11 protein-coding genes are annotated in these 17,789 nt (G+C 38.7%); 8 read left to right on the forward strand and 3 right to left on the reverse strand.

Going from position 1 to position 17,789, the window contains the following annotated elements; translation table 11 throughout:
* The first annotated feature begins 138 nt into the window (after nt 1–138).
* Nucleotides 139–570 carry a hypothetical protein gene (locus tag NBH01_RS05780; RefSeq protein ID WP_055230340.1) on the forward strand — a complete coding sequence of 144 codons (432 nt, stop codon included), beginning with the start codon at nt 139–141 and terminating at the stop codon, nt 568–570.
* A complete protein-coding gene (locus NBH01_RS05785) occupies nt 567–2,258 on the forward strand; it encodes a DUF3987 domain-containing protein (protein ID WP_055230343.1) in 1,692 nt (563 codons plus the stop codon). Before NBH01_RS05780 ends, NBH01_RS05785 begins: the two co-directional genes overlap by 4 nt.
* Nucleotides 2,259–3,458: 1,200 nt before the next feature.
* Here NBH01_RS05785 and NBH01_RS05790 read toward each other — a convergent pair.
* The 3 genes from NBH01_RS05790 to NBH01_RS05800 all read right to left on the reverse strand — a co-directional run bounded on the left by NBH01_RS05790 (nt 3,459) and on the right by NBH01_RS05800 (nt 7,217).
* On the reverse strand, nt 3,459–5,372 hold the full coding sequence (locus tag NBH01_RS05790) for a DEAD/DEAH box helicase family protein (protein ID WP_117977925.1): 1,914 nt from the start codon (nt 5,370–5,372) through the stop codon (nt 3,459–3,461).
* Between the two features lie 297 nt (nt 5,373–5,669).
* Entirely contained in the window at nt 5,670–6,569 is a 900-nt protein-coding gene (locus NBH01_RS05795; protein ID WP_055229423.1) for a BT4734/BF3469 family protein, read from the reverse strand.
* A gap of 12 nt (nt 6,570–6,581) precedes the next feature.
* On the reverse strand, nt 6,582–7,217 hold the full coding sequence (locus NBH01_RS05800; protein WP_070102211.1) for a tetratricopeptide repeat protein: 636 nt from the start codon (nt 7,215–7,217) through the stop codon (nt 6,582–6,584).
* 472 nt (nt 7,218–7,689) lie between these two features.
* Between NBH01_RS05800 and NBH01_RS05805 the strand changes: the two genes are divergently transcribed.
* The 6 genes from NBH01_RS05805 (at nt 7,690) to NBH01_RS05830 (ending at nt 17,426) form a co-directional block, all read left to right on the forward strand.
* Complete coding sequence (locus NBH01_RS05805) at nt 7,690–8,076, forward strand: hypothetical protein (protein WP_151212542.1); 387 nt, start codon at nt 7,690–7,692, stop codon at nt 8,074–8,076.
* Entirely contained in the window at nt 8,066–8,848 is a 783-nt protein-coding gene (locus NBH01_RS05810) for a hypothetical protein (RefSeq protein ID WP_225680746.1), read from the forward strand. The genes NBH01_RS05805 and NBH01_RS05810 overlap by 11 nt, the downstream gene beginning before the upstream one ends.
* A gap of 856 nt (nt 8,849–9,704) precedes the next feature.
* The gene (gene cas9 / locus NBH01_RS05815) at nt 9,705–14,000 is read left to right on the forward strand and encodes a type II CRISPR RNA-guided endonuclease Cas9 (protein ID WP_055229419.1); all 4,296 of its coding nucleotides are present in this window, start codon (nt 9,705–9,707) and stop codon (nt 13,998–14,000) included.
* A 926-nt stretch (nt 14,001–14,926) separates the two neighbouring features.
* Nucleotides 14,927–15,859: a type II CRISPR-associated endonuclease Cas1 gene (gene cas1, locus NBH01_RS05820; RefSeq protein WP_055229418.1), complete on the forward strand. Its 933-nt coding sequence runs from the start codon at nt 14,927–14,929 to the stop codon at nt 15,857–15,859.
* Entirely contained in the window at nt 15,859–16,191 is a 333-nt protein-coding gene (gene cas2 / locus NBH01_RS05825) for a CRISPR-associated endonuclease Cas2 (RefSeq protein WP_055229417.1), read from the forward strand. The genes cas1 and cas2 overlap by 1 nt, the downstream gene beginning before the upstream one ends.
* Nucleotides 16,192–16,751: 560 nt before the next feature.
* Entirely contained in the window at nt 16,752–17,426 is a 675-nt protein-coding gene (locus NBH01_RS05830) for a radical SAM family protein (RefSeq protein WP_055229416.1), read from the forward strand.
* Nucleotides 17,427–17,789 lie beyond the last annotated feature (363 nt).

The following is a 17,789-nucleotide window of genomic DNA, read 5'->3' on the forward strand; positions in this document are numbered from 1 at the left end:
AATAACAGATTTAAGATACTCGTGGGGAATCTTTCAAAAAACGACCGGAGGTTCCCACTTATCGAAGAAGGTCCGGGTTGTGATCGTAACAGACAACCGAATTGATAAGATTAGAAATACTTTTAGAAGGAATCAATTATGAAATATAAAACAACAACAATCGTATCAGTATTTGGACTTGGCATAACAGCCGCAGGTTTTATTAGTGTATGGGTCTGTGACCGATTTGTCAAGAGACGTAAGCAGACAAAAAAGATGTCTATCGTATTTAACGATGTGGTGAATGATACCGAAACAGTTATGCCGTTGCAAACGCCTATTTCTCAAAAACGTACGAGAGCCAGGATTACGTCCGGTATGATCAGGAAATGGAATATGATGGCGAAAAAGGGAATGTCCCATAAACAGATTGCCGCCGGGTATGGTGTGTCATTGGTTAGTGTAGACAGGCATTTGGCCAGGTCAGGTAGAAAGAAGACCGCCAAAACCGATAAGGCCTATTCTACAGTCCCGATGATTAACAGTGAAGTTAAAAATAACAGATTATTAATTAATAAACATGAGTTATGAGTAATAAAGTAAAGGCAATGTCCCACTCTATAATCGATGTAGGAGGTAAAATTGGACTAGGGGGAGTTAGTGGACGCTACAAAGGTACTGCTTCAACTCTTTGGAAAATTGGTGGTTGCCTTATTGGTATAGGTGTAATTGGAATATACGTTTTACCCGAAATAAAGAGAAAGCTTGGACAGGTTAAGATTGACGAAAAGAAAAAGAAAAACGAACTTGAAAATGACAAGGCAAGGGAAGTGAGCAGACTTAAAATGGAAGAAAAAGATCATCAGTGTGATCTGGATATCAAAAAAGCGAAAGAGATCAGTCAGGTAAAGACTGATGAGATATCTAGAGTTATTACGATTCGTCAGGATTTTGGTCTCATGGGAAAAAAAACGGTTGGCGAACAAACGATAGATAAAGAACCTGCTCTTGGTGAGTGGTTACAATGGTTCGATACTCAGTTCCCCATGCCGGGTTACTCCGCTATTCCTCACATCAGCACTATTCTGAACGGTTGTCCTGGTGGCTTCAGGCCTGCCATGCTTCTACATCTGCTTGGGACTTATGGTGCACTTTGTTTCTCGAATGTGCGTGCGCAATATATGGACGGACGGTCTCATTCTCCCAGTTTGCAGGTTGTGATTGTAGGAGCGCAGGGTTCGGGAAAGAGTATCTTTAAAAATGTGTATGAACAGGATCTCTTTCATCGAGTGGTTATGGAGGACCGAGAGAAGGCCAGGAGTAACAAGCCTGACCAGATTATCCAAACGATAGGCAGCGAGATCTCAAAAGCGAGATTATTGGAGCTTATAGCTGGTAATCATGATGTATACTTCTATTCGATGGAGACAGAGATCGATACCGTGCGTCAATCTTTCACCAAAGGTGGCGGACTTTCTAGTGACTTGTTACGTAAAGCATTCTCCAACGAGAGTATTTCTTTGGACAACAAGCATACCCCTAATGAATGTCGCGGTACATTTCTCGTGTATTTCAATTACACCTTTACCGGGACTCCCAAGGCTGTCAGACGTTTCTTTAAAGAGGAGGAGTATGAAGATGGAACCGCCTCGCGTGTTTGTTTTTGTGCAATTCCCGAACTGGGTCATTCAATTCCGGAGTTTGACTTACCGGAGGGTGAAGAACTGGAGAAAATGCGTGACCAGATTGACAAGTGGCGTGAACAGTATTGCTTCAGAAGAACAAAAGAGGGTATTGATATTCCTGCCAACGAACACCGGACAGATCTCTCTTATGTATTCGGTACTCTGAAGCACTGGATCGAGAAACAGAAGGAGATGGGTGACGAGACAAGAAAAGAAGTTTCCCTTCGCATGGCCACTGTCGCCTTCCATGGTGCCATAGTGCTGCATATGCTCGCCGGTGAACCCGGGAAAGACGTCCCGAAGACACGTAGGGCGATTTGTAAGTTGACCGAATATCTTGCCAACCACTGCATGGAGCGTTTTCTCTGCCAGTATTACAAGGGAGTGTATCCGAAGATGGATATACCAACCGAACCACGGTTGGGACGGAGATTAACAGACGAGGAAATTGAATGCTGGTATCCTTTGTGGAAAACTCTCGATGAAAATGGCAATCAGCTGGGTTATGGAAGGATAGCCAAACTGATTGGAGTGAGTAAGAATGATGTGAGAAATGCTTTTAGAAAGCATGAAAAAGAAATCGGATTGAGTTAATACAGATAAGGAGGACGCTACACACCGGTGTTCTCCTTTTTTTTAGGGGTGTAAATGCCGTTTCATAGGGGTGTAAATGCTGAATGTATGAGTATTTGATTAATTCTGCATATTATAACGAATTGTGTTGAAATCCAGCTATTTATACATAAAAAAAAACTTTCTATCCTTAGAGGGTGTAAAACGTTGCACCCTGAATATGATAATGGATGTGATGACAATAGCTCATACGCTCTTAATCTAGTAGTCAAAATAGAGTTTGTCTTTCGTCGAGTAAAGTCTTCTTAATCTGATTTCCACACTAGTGTAGTTCAATAATAAACTTATATATCTTTACTTGTTTCGAAACAGCACTAAAGGTTCTTGCTCAAGTGTATATTAAGGTACACTAACCGATTTTTAGTACATTGTCAATGACACAGCCTCGATTTCATAAGTACCAGATCTCATTAGTCCTACTGTGTTTTCTTGAAAACACCTAAGATAACTATCGAAACTAATTTCCCCCCTGATACTCACTGAGATCTCATCTTCATCAACTCCCTTTTGTATTATGAGCAACTGGACTCTGCAATATTTCTCTGCATTCAAACTACCCTTTAACCAGTCTACAGGATGCAATTTTTTTTACTCTAAAACATATCCTATTTAAGTAATATTGCTGATTTTATGAAAAAAAAATGCACTAAAATATTGTCTTCGTTAGTTGTAGGCAAACGCCGTGTGAGTGATTATTATAATAATGGTTGTAGTATATTTACTATATATCTTGCCTTCGGTTAACCTGTAAGTTATCATTCTTAAAGATTGAATCATTGTAATTCATGGGTAATATTCTCCTAAGTACCTTCCTGATGCGGGATATACTTGCAATCGGGAAGCGTCTATGGTAGATAAGTCTGTCCATTACTTCCCTTTAGCAAAACTGAATCCTTTATCATTATATACGAAATTATCTGTGTAATATATGATATTAGATGTTCGTGCATGGAAATAATTATTCCCATTTTTATGATAGCAGGCTGTATACCTGTGAGAGTCATTTTTTTCTTCGGAATAATTACTTTCCGATGAATAACTGTTGATACGCGATTACTATCTCTGCTGACTGTCTCACCTTAAGCTTTGATAATCTTATACCTGTCAAGAAGAAAAAAAGAGGACAGTATCGCCCTGTTATGAACTGAACGCACTGCTTCTTTAGATTTCCCGGATTTCTATAAAATACCCCCTCTTGCCTTTCTCATTCGTCCTCTGCCTCTCTATGACGGGGAGATATTGTGCCAGCTCTTTAGCCTTGGCTGTTTTCCCGGTCAGCCCGATGCTGTCATATATCTTCTGGAGCATTCCCTTTACCTCCTGCCTGGAGTATGAAACACCCGCCTTGAATGTCCGCCTGCAGGCATCCCTTATCGTCTCTTGCGCGCATACCGTATTGTAAGCCCTTTCCATATCGGTTTCCTGAAAACCAAGCTTTGATAACTCCTCATAGCCCAGGGTATCATACCAGTGATGAAATTCCATCTTAATGAACGGGTTTTGCAGGACCAGGCTGTCATACTGGGGGTATTGTTTTCTAAAACGGGCATACCCGGCCAGTCTGTCTTTTTGAGGCGCATTGTAGTACCAACTCTCAAACTGTTTCAGTTCCTCCGGTTTCTGGCACATCCTGACCGCATCCTGAATACTTGTTAAGAGCCGGCAGGAATTATTGTAATAGTAGTTTCTCTGGTGCCACCTGTTCCACCGGGCTACCATAACCAGATAATTGAAACCGATTGTGGTGTGCCCGTTCTCCCGGATAAGATCAATATAATCATCCACAAACCTCCTGTCCGTTGCTTTGTCCCGGTAAAGCTCGATAAACATTTCTCTGGCATTGTCCGGCGCATTGTTATATGTATCGAGGATCATTTGTGACTTTCTCTCCATCTCGCTCTGTTTCCGTTCAAACTCCTCCTTGGTTACCCTCTCCGGCATCGTCTTGTAATATATGGTTGCATCGTAACGGAACGGGTTCATGTCAAGCCTCTGCCTTCCCAGTATCTGGGGTATGTCCAGCATGATATCGAGTGTCTGCCATTCCTTGCCCGCATTGATAAAGATATAGGTGCTGGCATTGGTCGAGTAGAAGTCCACACCTTCGAATGAGGCTTTTGTACAGAATGTAAAAGTCTTGTTTACCGGATTATTCCTGTCGGCACATAATCCGCCTGCCACGAAACCTTTCGGCAGTTCTGAAGCCTTGCTCTCCGAACACAGTATGGTCACTTCATCCGGTTTCAGGTTGTTCTGCCCGATGATGTTCCTGATGGACCTTACTTCATTGAGGAATATACAGGCTTCACGGGAATATACGACATTTCCCTGCAGGACCTTCCTTTCAAAATATCCGTTCTCCCTGTATCGTTGTATTAAGCGGGCGCATAGTTTCTCCGCACTTTCACCACTCTTCATCCTTACCTCCTTTAGTGTAGGCTCCTCAATGACCTCCGGGTCCCATTCCAGCTTATAATAGGGAATACCTGCGAATTGTGGTATATTATCCAGGAATATGTCGGGAATGGGTGTTGCGGAGAGGTAACAGATTCGCCGTGCTTCCCTGTCAAGGTATACCAGGAAATTCATGTCCGTACTTCCTTTGAACGTCGCATCTCCCATAAGGCACTGAAACTCATCGACCACAAACAGGAATGTATCTGTCATTCCCCTCGACTTGAGTACGGAAAGTACCTTGTCCGATGAATCCAGTGTGACTAGTATTCTGGGTGGCCTTGATAACTGCCCGAAAGGCAAATTTCCCTGGTGACAGTCCAGGTATACGCCTAAATCCTGCATTTTCTCTCTTATTGCTTCCGCCCTGTCGTTGCACAGGGGGATATGGAAGAGAAAAGTGTCGGGATGCTGTTTATGCTTTTCCTTGAGCACCTGAATCCGTGGCGAAATAATCACTACCGGCAGACTGGAATTGATGAACATTGATGTCCCTCCGCAACCTGTTATCGTCTTATTGAGAATAAATTTTCTGTCTATGGGTAGAATCCCCTTCAGGAGCCTGTCGTAGTCACTCATATACCTGCATTTCTCAGGCATATCAATTTGTATCATATTCATATTTATACTTTGTTTATAAAAGGTTTGCAATATTTTCCTACCCTCCATTTAATCGTTGAAGGGTAAACGGAACGCAACATTTTTTTTTACTCTAAAACATACTATTTATAAGTAATAATACCGATTTTAGGGAAAAAAGTTGCACTAAAATAGTGTTATTCGTTAGCTGTAGGCAAACGCCGTGTGAGTGATTATAATATAGTTATCATATCATTTATAATAGTTATCATATATCCTGCCTTCGGTTAACCTGTAAATTATCCTTCTGCAGCATTTCCTTCGAATCCCCTTCAGTCCTTAATATACATTGAACTCCAATGTCCCGAAGTTATTCTTCTCAGCCCTGTATGCGTTTCTCACATGCCCTAGTATTTCCTCTTCGCTCATCGTAGGACTTTTCCATCCTTCAGTGAAATACCCGATAGCCAGGCTCTCATCCACTCCCCATTTGCACATCAGACAGGCCAGCTTAAAGATGCTCTCCGCCCTGTTCCCCTCTTTCCAGTATTCCGGGTTATTCTTCTTCCAGAGAGAGTTTATAATATTGATAATGCTTTTGTCCGACACCTTTCTTTCTGCATGGGGTTGTATCACTTTGCCCTGCGCCCTTACGGTGGGGATATAATGAAACGTTACCGGATTAGGATTCATCCATATGTCAGGATCATAGCTGAGATAGTTTCTCCTTGCCATATCCTTGCAGGCGCTATCCTTACCGGCCACGTTGAATTTGTCCAATAGTTGTGTGTATAAGTCCCTGTGCCTGTCCGGGTCGGTATTATCATGCAGTATCAGTGCTTTCAACCCCCTTCCGCCTGGAGTTACGAATACACATAAGACACATGGAGTTCTTATCAGCCAGTTTCGCAGATCTGTCATTTCATCCTGTGTCCCTATATGGTCAAAGTCCATTGCCGTCACATTTGAATACGATATCAGATGCGTACTGTCAATTTCTGAAAATGTACCGTTATAGGCTACGGCAGGCAGTAGTCTGGCTTTCCAGTACTGCATTTCATTCTCCGGTTGTTTCCTTATATGTTCTATGGCCTGTGCCAGGGTATATTTACCGTACTGACTGTCACACAGCACCATGTTACCATCACGGATCATGCCTGTAACCCGTGAGAGTGTCGGATAGCTCAGATTGTACCTTGTATGGTTGATTCTATGTGCTAATGTGATATAACTATCCATGATTGTCCGGCATTATTTCTTTTTTATCCATCTGAGGTTCCGGGTGGAGTTATTGGACATGTCCCCGTCAATATGTTCCACTTCCGTATAAAGCTCCGGGTTCATGTTCGGCAGGAACGTTCTTGCAACCAGGAAGTCCGGATAAACCTTCTTATTATTTATGATGATATTTTCCCTGTTCTTTACTTTACGTGAATACAGGCCTTCATACAAATTACAGAGGATCTCCACGCTTTCATATATTTCCAATGCATACGCTTTCTCAAACCATTTGATGGCTATCTTATAATCTACAGGAGCTCCATACATACCTCCAAGATGTATCTTCCCTATTGTGAAAGCAGCCGGCCCCTCACCAGAGACAGCGTGCCGTAGTAACTCCATTCCTTTTTCACTATCCTGAGGGCAACCTTTCCCTTCCAGATATATACACGCCAGATTAATCTTTGCTACAGGTACCTTGTCTGCAATGCTTTCCAGCAGATTAATAGTCTTGTCAACATCCGGGGTTACTACCAGACCTTCCAGGTAGTACATGGCGACATTGTTGATCCCATCCGCCAGTCCCTGCATTGCGGCTTTGTTATACCAGAAGAAAGCATTGTCAAAGTTTCCTTCGTTTTCATAATCCTGTGCTAGCAGGTACATGGTTTCCGCATCACCTGCCGCTGCTTTTTTAATAATTCTTTTTTTTCGTTCTTCATTTTTATTCAGTTTTAGTATGCCTTCCTTATTTAGCGTACATGTATAAGGATTTCAGGGTTTTCCCAAGACGGTATTTTTTTTTAATAAACATGTCAAGGTTATCTGTGGGGTTGACGGTTGTATATGTATATAGTGAGTAAAAGAGGGCATAACTGTATTGAACCCGATGAGGAATTATTGCTAATTCGTATTCTCAGGTCGGATAACTTTTGAGGCATTTTGAAGCTTTGACGGCTTCCTTCGTCACCTCCCAGATCTGCATATCCAATCATATGAAAAATGTTTTGAACTGTACATGTCCATTCATTATATGAGGTCTGGAGCTCTTTATAAACAGGTTTAGTGTCATAAATTTATAAAAACGCTGTTGTCATCACCCCTCATCCTGATAAATGATGAAAGATAATAATAAATCATGTTTGAAATAATTATAATGTTAAAGCAAGCAGAAAAGTGGTTTCCTGATTTGGGAACTATGGTTTCCGGGCATCTCCTGATTTATGTTATTTCAGCTAAAGGGAACCATGAGCGGATTATTCCCGGAGTCATTCTGTTTTCAACCGGACTCTGCATTGAATGGTTGTTGAAAACAGGTCTGTGCAGCCCACCTATGACTTATTTACGAAAAGTATGGAAATCCGGACAGGTTATTGAAACAGATACCGATGGACGCTATACAGGAGGGAATGCGCAATATGTAATATTTGTAGAAACAACTGAAAACCAATCCGGAAGATATCTTTTAAATTGTCTGAATACTAATATGAATAGTTATATAAAATCAAAAGAAAATGATGAATAAAAACGATAAAAAACTGCCGTTCGAAAAAGAGATCAACGGCAGAAAAATGAGATATTGTGGAATATATAATATCTGGGTAAACCGTGAAGGTACATATGTTTATAGGGAATATAAAGACCCAGCCTGGAACCATGCCTTGCAAATCCATACCCGTCTGGATGGAAGCAAATACCTGGACACGAAAAGCCATGGAGAAATACCTCTTGATGAAGCTGTGGCCATCTGTTTCAGTCCTATGCCCCGGGATGGCAGGAAATATATACCGGTTCATAAGGATAATGATCCGGGCAATTGTCATGCCTTGAATCTTGCATGGAAACAGGTCCTGAAGTATTCTCCGACCGACAAGGAAAGAAAGCTGGATAACGGACTGGTGGTACGGTCGGATGGTACCATACTTGATAAAAGGAAAAAACTGTTTGTAGTCACGGTAATTGGTGACAGCGATACGGACCGACTGGTTTCTGTGGATCCTTATGTATGCTATTATCGTAAGAACCGTTATGGCTCTATTGACGAGAGACGTGCGCGTGTTGATGCTCTTATGGCGGAAGCCGAATTTGTAGCCGGTGATAACTCCCTGATGAGCAGGCCGCGGGTACTGCATAAGGATCAGGATTACCTGAATTACAACTCCTCCAATCTTGAATGGGCAGAAGAGGACAGTCCGGAGTATCAGGCTTATATGTGGCAGAAAAAGGAAGATCTGGACCGGTTGACCATTCAGGAGAATCCGAATCATCCCAATCCTTTAATGAAACCTCTACATTAATGCCAGTTATAAAAAACATGTCTTATGGATGAGAAGGCAACTATTTCCCGGAGAGCCGTGGGGAAACATATTATTGTCAGACTACCAATAGTATCAGTAGGAGTTATTATAAATAAAAATAATTATACATATAAATACCAACGGAAATAGTTTATTTGAAAGACACTTATTGCCAGTTTCGGAGTAAGAGAGAGTATCCTTGTCGAAATAGCATTTTGATATCGGAGAGGATCCTATAATGGATTACTCGGTATCTTTTCTATATGGTATATAAAGTTGTAATAGTCTGGGCAGATCATGTTAATAGAATTATTGGGAATTATGGATAGGATATTAAATGGTATGTTAAGATTGACTAAGTATTAGAAATTTATGGACTTAAAATTATGTGAAATGTGATTAGAAGAATACCGATTAAGATGAGGTGTATAAAAAAAGTAAATCAACTTTATTTAATAGATTAAATGATCTTAGTTTATAAAAAAACAGGGAAACAGACTGTGTGCAGTCGTTTTGGCTTTTCCTTTTTAATATGATAGGGGCTCAATAATTTATCTAAGCAGGATAGACTCGATCCTTTTTATAAATTCTATGTCAATAGGTGTTTTTCTCCAATATGTAATTATTAGTCTGCTTTATTCTATCTATCGGTTATATATAGGCAGGATTGTTTGTTTTTATAAGTAATACAAAAAGGCGAGGCAAATGCCCCGCCCTTAATGTTTTCACAACGGAATAATCCTTATTGTGATTTGCTTCAAATTAGTGATACAAAGATAGGAAATTATTTTCATAATAGTATTTATTTATAGAAAAAAATAATATATTTGGGGTATTGTAATAAAACTGGTCAAATATGAAAAGGATTTTAGGATTGGATTTAGGCTCAAGTAGTATTGGGTGGGCATTAGTGAACGAGGCGGAAAGCAAGAATGAAAGGTCGTCAATTGTTAAGCTTGGTGTGAGAGTTAATCCTTTGACAGTAGATGAATCGATCAACTTTGAAAAAGGGAAGAGTATTACAACCAATGCAGATAGAACACTTAAGAGAAGTATGCGTCGCAATTTGCATCGTTACAAACTTCGCCGGGAGGCTTTAATAGAGGTGCTGAAGGAATGTAAGTTTATAACTGAAGATACAATACTTTCGGAAAATGGTAATCGTACAACTTTTGAGACATATCGTTTGAGGGTAAAAGCGCTAACAGAGGAAATTTCGTTGGAAGAGTTTGCGCGTGTATTGATAATGATTAATAAAAAACGTGGTTATAAAAGTAGTCGGAAGGCGGGAGGAGCAGAAGAGGACACGTTGATTGACGGTATGGATATAGCCAGGAAACTTTATGATGCCAATCTTACCCCCGGTGAATTATGTCTGCAACTTCTTTCTGCAGGGAAAAAGGTATTACCTGATTTTTATCGTTCTGACTTACAGAATGAACTTGACAGGATTTGGGAAAAACAAAAAGAATATTATCCTGGGATTCTTACTGCTGCATTGAAAGAAGAGTTGAGAGGTAAAAAACGTGATGCTGTTTGGGCCATTTGTGCCAATGCTTTTGTTTGGAAAGAAACCTATACAGAATGGAATAATGAAGAAAGCAAAAACGAACAAATAGAAAAGGAACATAAGTTGGAAGGTATTTATAGCAAACGAAAAAGGGATGAGGCAAAAAAGGAAAATTTGCAATGGAGGGTAAGTGGTTTGAAAGAAAAGTTATCATTGGAACAATTGGTTATTATATTACAAGAAATAAACACTCAAATCAATAATTCAAGCGGTTATCTAGGTACAATCAGTGATAGAAGTAAAGAATTGTACTTTAACAAACAAACTGTTGGTCAATACCTAATGGATATTTTGGATAACAATCCCAATGCAAGTTTACGGAATATTGTGTTTTATCGTCAGGATTATTTGGATGAGTTTAATGTGCTTTGGGAAAAACAAGCAGAATTTCATAAAGAATTGACGGGAGAACTAAAAAAAGAGATCCGTGATATTATCATTTTTTATCAGCGCAGGTTGAAGAGTCAGAAAGGATTAATCAGTTTTTGTGAGTTTGAAAGTCGACAGATAGAAGTAAAGATAGATGGTAAGAGAAAAATTAGAACAGTAGGTAATCGGGTGATACCCCGTTCTTCTCCCTTGTTCCAAGAATTCAAAATATGGCAAATACTAAATAATATTGAAGTAACAGCTGTTGGTAATAAGAATAAACAAAGAATGCAGAATGGTTCAAATGAACCGGACGATACGGAACAATTGGAGTTGAACGGCAGGCGTTATTTGTATCAGGAAGAAAAAGAATTGCTTGCCAAAGAGCTTTTTGTTCGTGATAAAATGACGAAGTTGGATGTTTTAAGATTATTATTTGATAATCCAGAAGAATTGGACTTGAATTTTAAAACGATTGATGGTAATAAGACGGGATATCTATTTTTTCAAGCATATAGCAAAATGATTGAAATGTCTGGTCATGAGCCAGTTGACTTCAAGAAACCCATTGAGAAAATAGTTGAGCAGGTAAAGTCTGTTTTTGTTCTTCTTAATTGGAATACCGACATTTTGAGTTTTGACTCAAATAAAGAGTTGGATAAACAATCTTATTATAAACTTTGGCATTTATTGTATTCTTTTGAAGGTGACAATACGCCAACAGGAAACGGGTGCCTAGTTCAAAAGATAATGGATTCTTATGGTCTTGGGAAGGAGTTTGCAAAGATTTTGGCAAATATTACTTTTCAAGAAGATTATGGCAGTCTGAGTGCAAAAGCCATTCATAAGATTTTACCTCATCTGAAAGAAGGCAATCAGTATGATGTAGCTTGCGAGTATGCTGGATATAGGCATTCAAAATCGTCTTTAACCAAAGAAGAAATAGCAAACAAGGTGTTGAAAGATAAGCTAGAGGTTCTTCCTAGGAATAGTTTGCGCAATCCAGTGGTGGAAAAGATTCTGAATCAGATGGTAAACGTAATCAACGCAATTATTGAGGCTTATGGGAGACCGGATGAAATCCGTGTCGAATTGGCACGTGAATTGAAAAAGAATGCCAAAGAGAGGGAGAAGTTAACCAAGTCCATAGCTGAAACTACAAAGACACATGAGGCACATAAGAAACTTTTGCAAGAGGAGTTCGGTTTGAAGAATGTAGGCCGCTCGGATATCTTGCGTTACAAACTTTATAAGGAATTAGAGTCACGTGGTTATAAGACTCTTTATTCCAATACCTATATTCCAAGAGAAAAGTTGTTTAGTAAGGAATTTGATATTGAGCATATTATTCCACAAGCGCGGCTTTTTGATGACAGCTTTTCAAATAAGACACTTGAAGCACGTAATGTAAATATTGAAAAAGGGAATAGGACAGCTTACGATTTTGTGAAGGAAAAATTTGGTGAAAGTGGAACTGATAATAGTTTAGATTGTTATTTGAATAATATCGAAGTATTGTTTGTCTCAGGGAAAATATCGAAAACTAAATATACTAAATTGAAAATGACAGAGCAGGATATTCCTGGTGGTTTTATTGAACGTGACCTTCGTAATACGCAATATATTGCTAAAAAGGCTCTGTCTATGTTGAATGAAATTTCTCGTTGTGTAGTTGCCACAAGTGGCTCAATTACTGACAAATTGCGCGAAGATTGGCAACTGGTTGATGTGATGAAAGAATTGAATTGGGAAAAATATAAGGCGTTAGGACTGGTTGAATATTTTGAAGATAAAGATGGAAAACAAATAGGCAGAATCAAGGATTGGTCGAAACGGAATGATCATCGTCATCATGCGATGGACGCTTTGACGGTTGCGTTTACAAAGGAGGTATTCATTCAGTATTTTAATAACAAAAATGCCAGTTTGAATCCCAACACAAATGAGTATGCAATAAAGAACAAATATTTTCAAAATGGTAGGGCAATAGCACCTATACCATTGAATGAGTTTCGTGCAGAAGCTAAAAAACATTTGGAAAATACCCTAATTTCGATAAAAGCGAAAAATAAGGTAATTACGAACAATATTAATAAAACGAAGAAAAGAGGTGGCGTAAATACAAAGAAGCAACAAACCCCACGTGGACAGTTGCATCTGGAAACAATCTATGGTTGTTGCAGACAATATTTGACAAAAGAAGAGAAGGTGAATGCTTCGTTTGATGTGTCGAAAATAGCGACAGTAAGTAGCTCTGTTTACAGGGATGCATTGCTAAAACGTTTGCAGGAACATCACAATGATCCGAAAAAGGCATTTGCCGGAAGGAACTCACTAGATAAAAAGCCCGTTTGGCTGGATAAGGAGCAAATAAGGAAGGTACCAGAGAAAGTAAAAACTGTAACATTTGAAACTATTTATACTATACGTAAAGAGATTTCTCCAGATTTGAGGGTTGATAAGATAATAGATTCAGGTGTTCGAAAAATGCTAACAGGCAGATTAAAGGAGTATGGGAATGATGCTAAAAAAGCATTCTCCAATCTTGATGAGAAACCTATTTGGTTGAATAAAGAGAAAGGCATACCCATTAAACGAGTTACAATTTCGGGAATCAGCAATGCGCAGTCATTGCATGTGAAAAAGGATAAGGATGGCAAACCAGTATTGGATGGAAATGGTAGAAATATTCCTGTGGATTTTGTTAATACAGGCAATAATCATCATGTAGCAGTTTATCGTAGGCCCGTTATAGATAAGAACGGTCAAATGGTAATTGACGAGAATGGCAACCTAAAGTATGAACTTGAAGAGGTTGTAGTTACTTTCTTTGATGCAGTAACAAGGGTAAATCTTGGTCAACCGATTATTGATAAGGATTATAAAGCGAGTGAGGGCTGGCAATTCCTTTTCAGTATGAAGCAAAATGAGTATTTTGTATTTCCAAATAAAAAGACTGGCTTTAATCCGAAAGAGATTGATTTACTTGATGCAGATAATTATGGATTGATAAGCCCAAATTTGTTCAGGGTACAGAAATTTACTCATAAAAACTATGTTTTTAGACATCATTTGGAAACAACGATCAAGGATACGAGTTCTATTTTGAGAGGTATCACTTGGATAGATTTTCGTAGTTCAAAAGGATTAGACTCTATTGTTAAAGTACGTGTTAATCACATTGGGCAGATTGTTTCGGTTGGGGAATACTAATTGAATAATACATAATAAATAATATATGTGTAAAAACAATGATGATCCTTGATGCTTTGACTCCTATTATTACAAATATAGAGATAGATAGGTGAAAGTTGAAATCTATATTTTTGACGAAATGTTTGGGTTGGCGCAAGGCAAAATTACTTGACTGTTTAGAGTACTGTGCTCCGCAGTTGCAAAACATTTCAAGAATATCTTTGTAGACAGTGAGCCAATTGAAGATTTTTGGAATTAGCTGCCACTGATGGTAAAATGTATCAGATGAGGTTATATCATCTGGGCATCATTCTATCTGTGGGTTACTGCATTGATGAAATTCAAACTACATATTTTGAATATGGGTAAACAGCGTACTGAAAAAATGTTTGATTGAGGTACTTGGGTATGAATGACAGACGATTAAAGAATTCGCAGAAACTGTTTAGAGAAAATTATTTTAAGTAATAATTTGTTTGTATTTGTGACATTCGTAGTAGCGAACGTTGTTTCCATAAGAGAATAATCGGTATTTATTTGCAAAGTGATGCTGACTGTGGAGCGAATGGTGATGTGATGAAGAGGTTTAATAAATAGAAACTGCTTGGAAAAATGTATCTAACGAGGTGATGTATAAACCGGAAGTTTTTTCCTATTGCAAAAAAAATCTGAATAATACAGAGTTGTATGATTTGAGTCGCATTCTTTCAATATCTTTAGATTATGTAAAAAATCCGGCTAAAAAGAACATGTTTGTATGTGAAAGATGAGGTGAAAAGTAGGATTTATTTTGATAATTCAATGGAAAGGTTGTGTTGTATACACTGGAAGAGTGAGTTACGAAGTGGTCATGCCATTATGGAACAGAAATATGATCGATTTCATACTAAATGATTTTATGATTACAAATCTGATTTTGAAACACTTTAATAAAAGAATGAATTATGATTAAGAAAACACTTTATTTCGGGAATCCGGTTTATCTATCGTTACGAAATGCACAGTTAATCATTAAACTGCCTGATGTTGAAAAGACAATAGCTTTGCCTGAAGTCTTGAAAAAACAGGCGGAAGTGACGAAGCCTATAGAGGATATTGGAATAATTGTGTTGGATAACAAACAAATTACCATTACTTCCGGTGTGTTGGAGGCTTTGCTTGAAAATAATTGCTCGGTAATCACTTGTAATAGTAAGAGTATGCCGGTCGGACTAATGCTTCCTCTTTATGGAAATACCACGCAGAATGAGCGTTTTCGTAAACAATTGGATGCTTCACTTCCATTGAAAAAGCAACTCTGGCAGCAAACTATTCAAGCGAAGATCAACAACCAGGCATCTGTACTCAAAGATTGTATGAACGAAGAAGTAAAGTGTATGCGTGTGTGGGCGGCTGACGTGCGTAGCGGTGATCCTGATAACTTGGAAGCGCGTGCTGCAGCGTATTATTGGAAATTCTTATTTGCTGGCATTGACTGTTTTACGCGAGATCGTGAGGGTGTTTCTCCTAATAACCTATTGAATTACGGATATGCTATTCTTCGTGCAGTAGTGGCTCGTGGGTTGGTAATAAGTGGTTTGCTTCCTACTTTGGGCATCCATCATCACAATCGATATAATGCTTATTGTTTGGCTGATGATATAATGGAACCTTATCGTCCTTATGTGGATGAATTAGTATTTAACTTGACACAGGAGTATGGAAAAGATGTGGAGTTGACAAAAGACATAAAAGCACGGTTGCTGACTGTTCCGACATTGGAAGTGGTAATTGGAGGTAAACGTAGTCCGTTGATGGTTGCCGTAGGACAAACCACTTCCTCACTTTACAAATGTTTCAATGGAGAAATTCGTCGAATAGCTTATCCTGAACGATAATGGATCGCTTTAGTGAATATCGTATTATGTGGGTACTTGTTTTTTTTGATTTGCCGACTGAGACGAAGAAAGAAAAGAAGGCTTATGCGGACTTTAGAAAGAATCTGCAAAAGGATGGTTTTACTATGTTTCAATTTTCCATTTATGTGCGTCACTGTGCTAGTAGTGAAAATGCTACAGTACATATAAAAAGAGTTAAATCTTTCCTCCCGGAGTTTGGACATGTCGGAATCATGTGTATTACCGATAAACAGTTTGGTAATATAGAACTTTTTTATGGAAAGAAAATGCAGAATGTTAATACGCCTGGACAACAATTAGAGTTATTTTAAAAAACAAAATCTCGCATTAATGCGAGATTTTGTGCTGGAAACAGACTTTTTTTCTTTTCTAATTTTCTTTTTAACTTGTTGGAAATCATTTTGTTATATAAAATATGTTGTTTCCAATGGTTCAAAGATACTAATTTGAAAGCAAATCACAACTAACCAGTAAACACAATATTCGACCATAAGTTGTTTCCAATGGTTCAAAGATACTAATTTGAAAGCAAATCACAACTACATTTCGAAGCTTCGGGGCCTGCGGGAAGTTGTTTCCAATGGTTCAAAGATACTAATTTGAAAGCAAATCACAACATCAAAGTGAACGCATCTAACCGCGTGAGAGTTGTTTCCAATGGTTCAAAGATACTAATTTGAAAGCAAATCACAACACACATATATAATTCCCTTTTCAATTTTAGTTGTTTCCAATGGTTCAAAGCTACTAATTTGAAAGCAAATCACAACTGCTTGGACGGTATCTCCGACTTCGGCAAGGTTGTTTCCAATGGTTCAAAGATACTAATTAAAAGTTGAATATAACATGGATGTGAAAAGCATAATGATATATGGCACTGAATAAAAGTACCGGGAACATGTATGCCTTCGTTTCACATACATATAACCCGATGAAAGGCGAATGTGAACACTCTTGTTCATATTGTTTTATGAGACGTAAACTTCTCCTGCCTCCCTTGCGTCTGGAGCTGAAGGAACTGAAAGTGAATCTGGGTGAAGGCAACTTTATCTTTGTAGGCAGCAGTACGGATGAATGGGCGGCTAATGTCCCGTCAGAATGGATTGAGCAGATACTGGACTATTGTGACGGTTTTGATAACAAGTATCTCTTCCAGTCAAAGAATCCCGCCCGTTTTCTGAAATATCTGGAGCATCCGGTTATGAAGAAATCCGTTCTTTGTACGACCATTGAGACGAACCGTTTTTATCCGGATATAATGCGGAATACTCTGGTACCTCAAGAACGTGCGGCTGCTATGCAGGAGATCGCCAACTATGGAATCCCCACCTATGTAACTTGTGAACCTCTAATGAAATTTGATCCGGCAGAATTGGTGGAACTGGTTCGTATGTGTTCCCCTTGGCAGGTGAATATCGGTCGTAACTCACGGTATGATATTACCCTTCCCGAACCGACTGCGAATGAAGTGAAGATGTTAAAGGCGGAACTGGAGAAATTTACAAAAGTTGAGGTTAAGGCGAATGCTTATTGCTGGATGAGATAGATTTTAATGTTTTGTATGAAGAAGAGGTGATGTTGTGGTGACATCGCCTTTTTTATTTGTTATGTAATATAATATAATGTTTCCTCCGCTCCTTTTTATCCTTTATTCCGGGACTCTAACGGAGTCATCTTTGTGAGTTGTTTTAAAATAATTACTAAAAAGAAATATTTGGAAAGTTCAGTGAATTGGAGATCTGTTGTATGGAAAGGGTTGGGAGTATAAAAAACAAGAATTAGTTATTAAAATAAGGTAAAGCAGTAAGTTATTTCGATTATTGTATGTTCTGTAGTGAGGAAATAGTGAAATGTGAATAATGAGGGAGTGATTATTGTTTAATTCAGATAAAACGTTTTATTCGGGTCA

The sequence above is a fragment of the Bacteroides sp. B1-V-101 genome (genome assembly GCF_023656585.1).
Taxonomy (GTDB): Bacteria; Bacteroidota; Bacteroidia; order Bacteroidales; family Bacteroidaceae; genus Bacteroides; species Bacteroides thetaiotaomicron.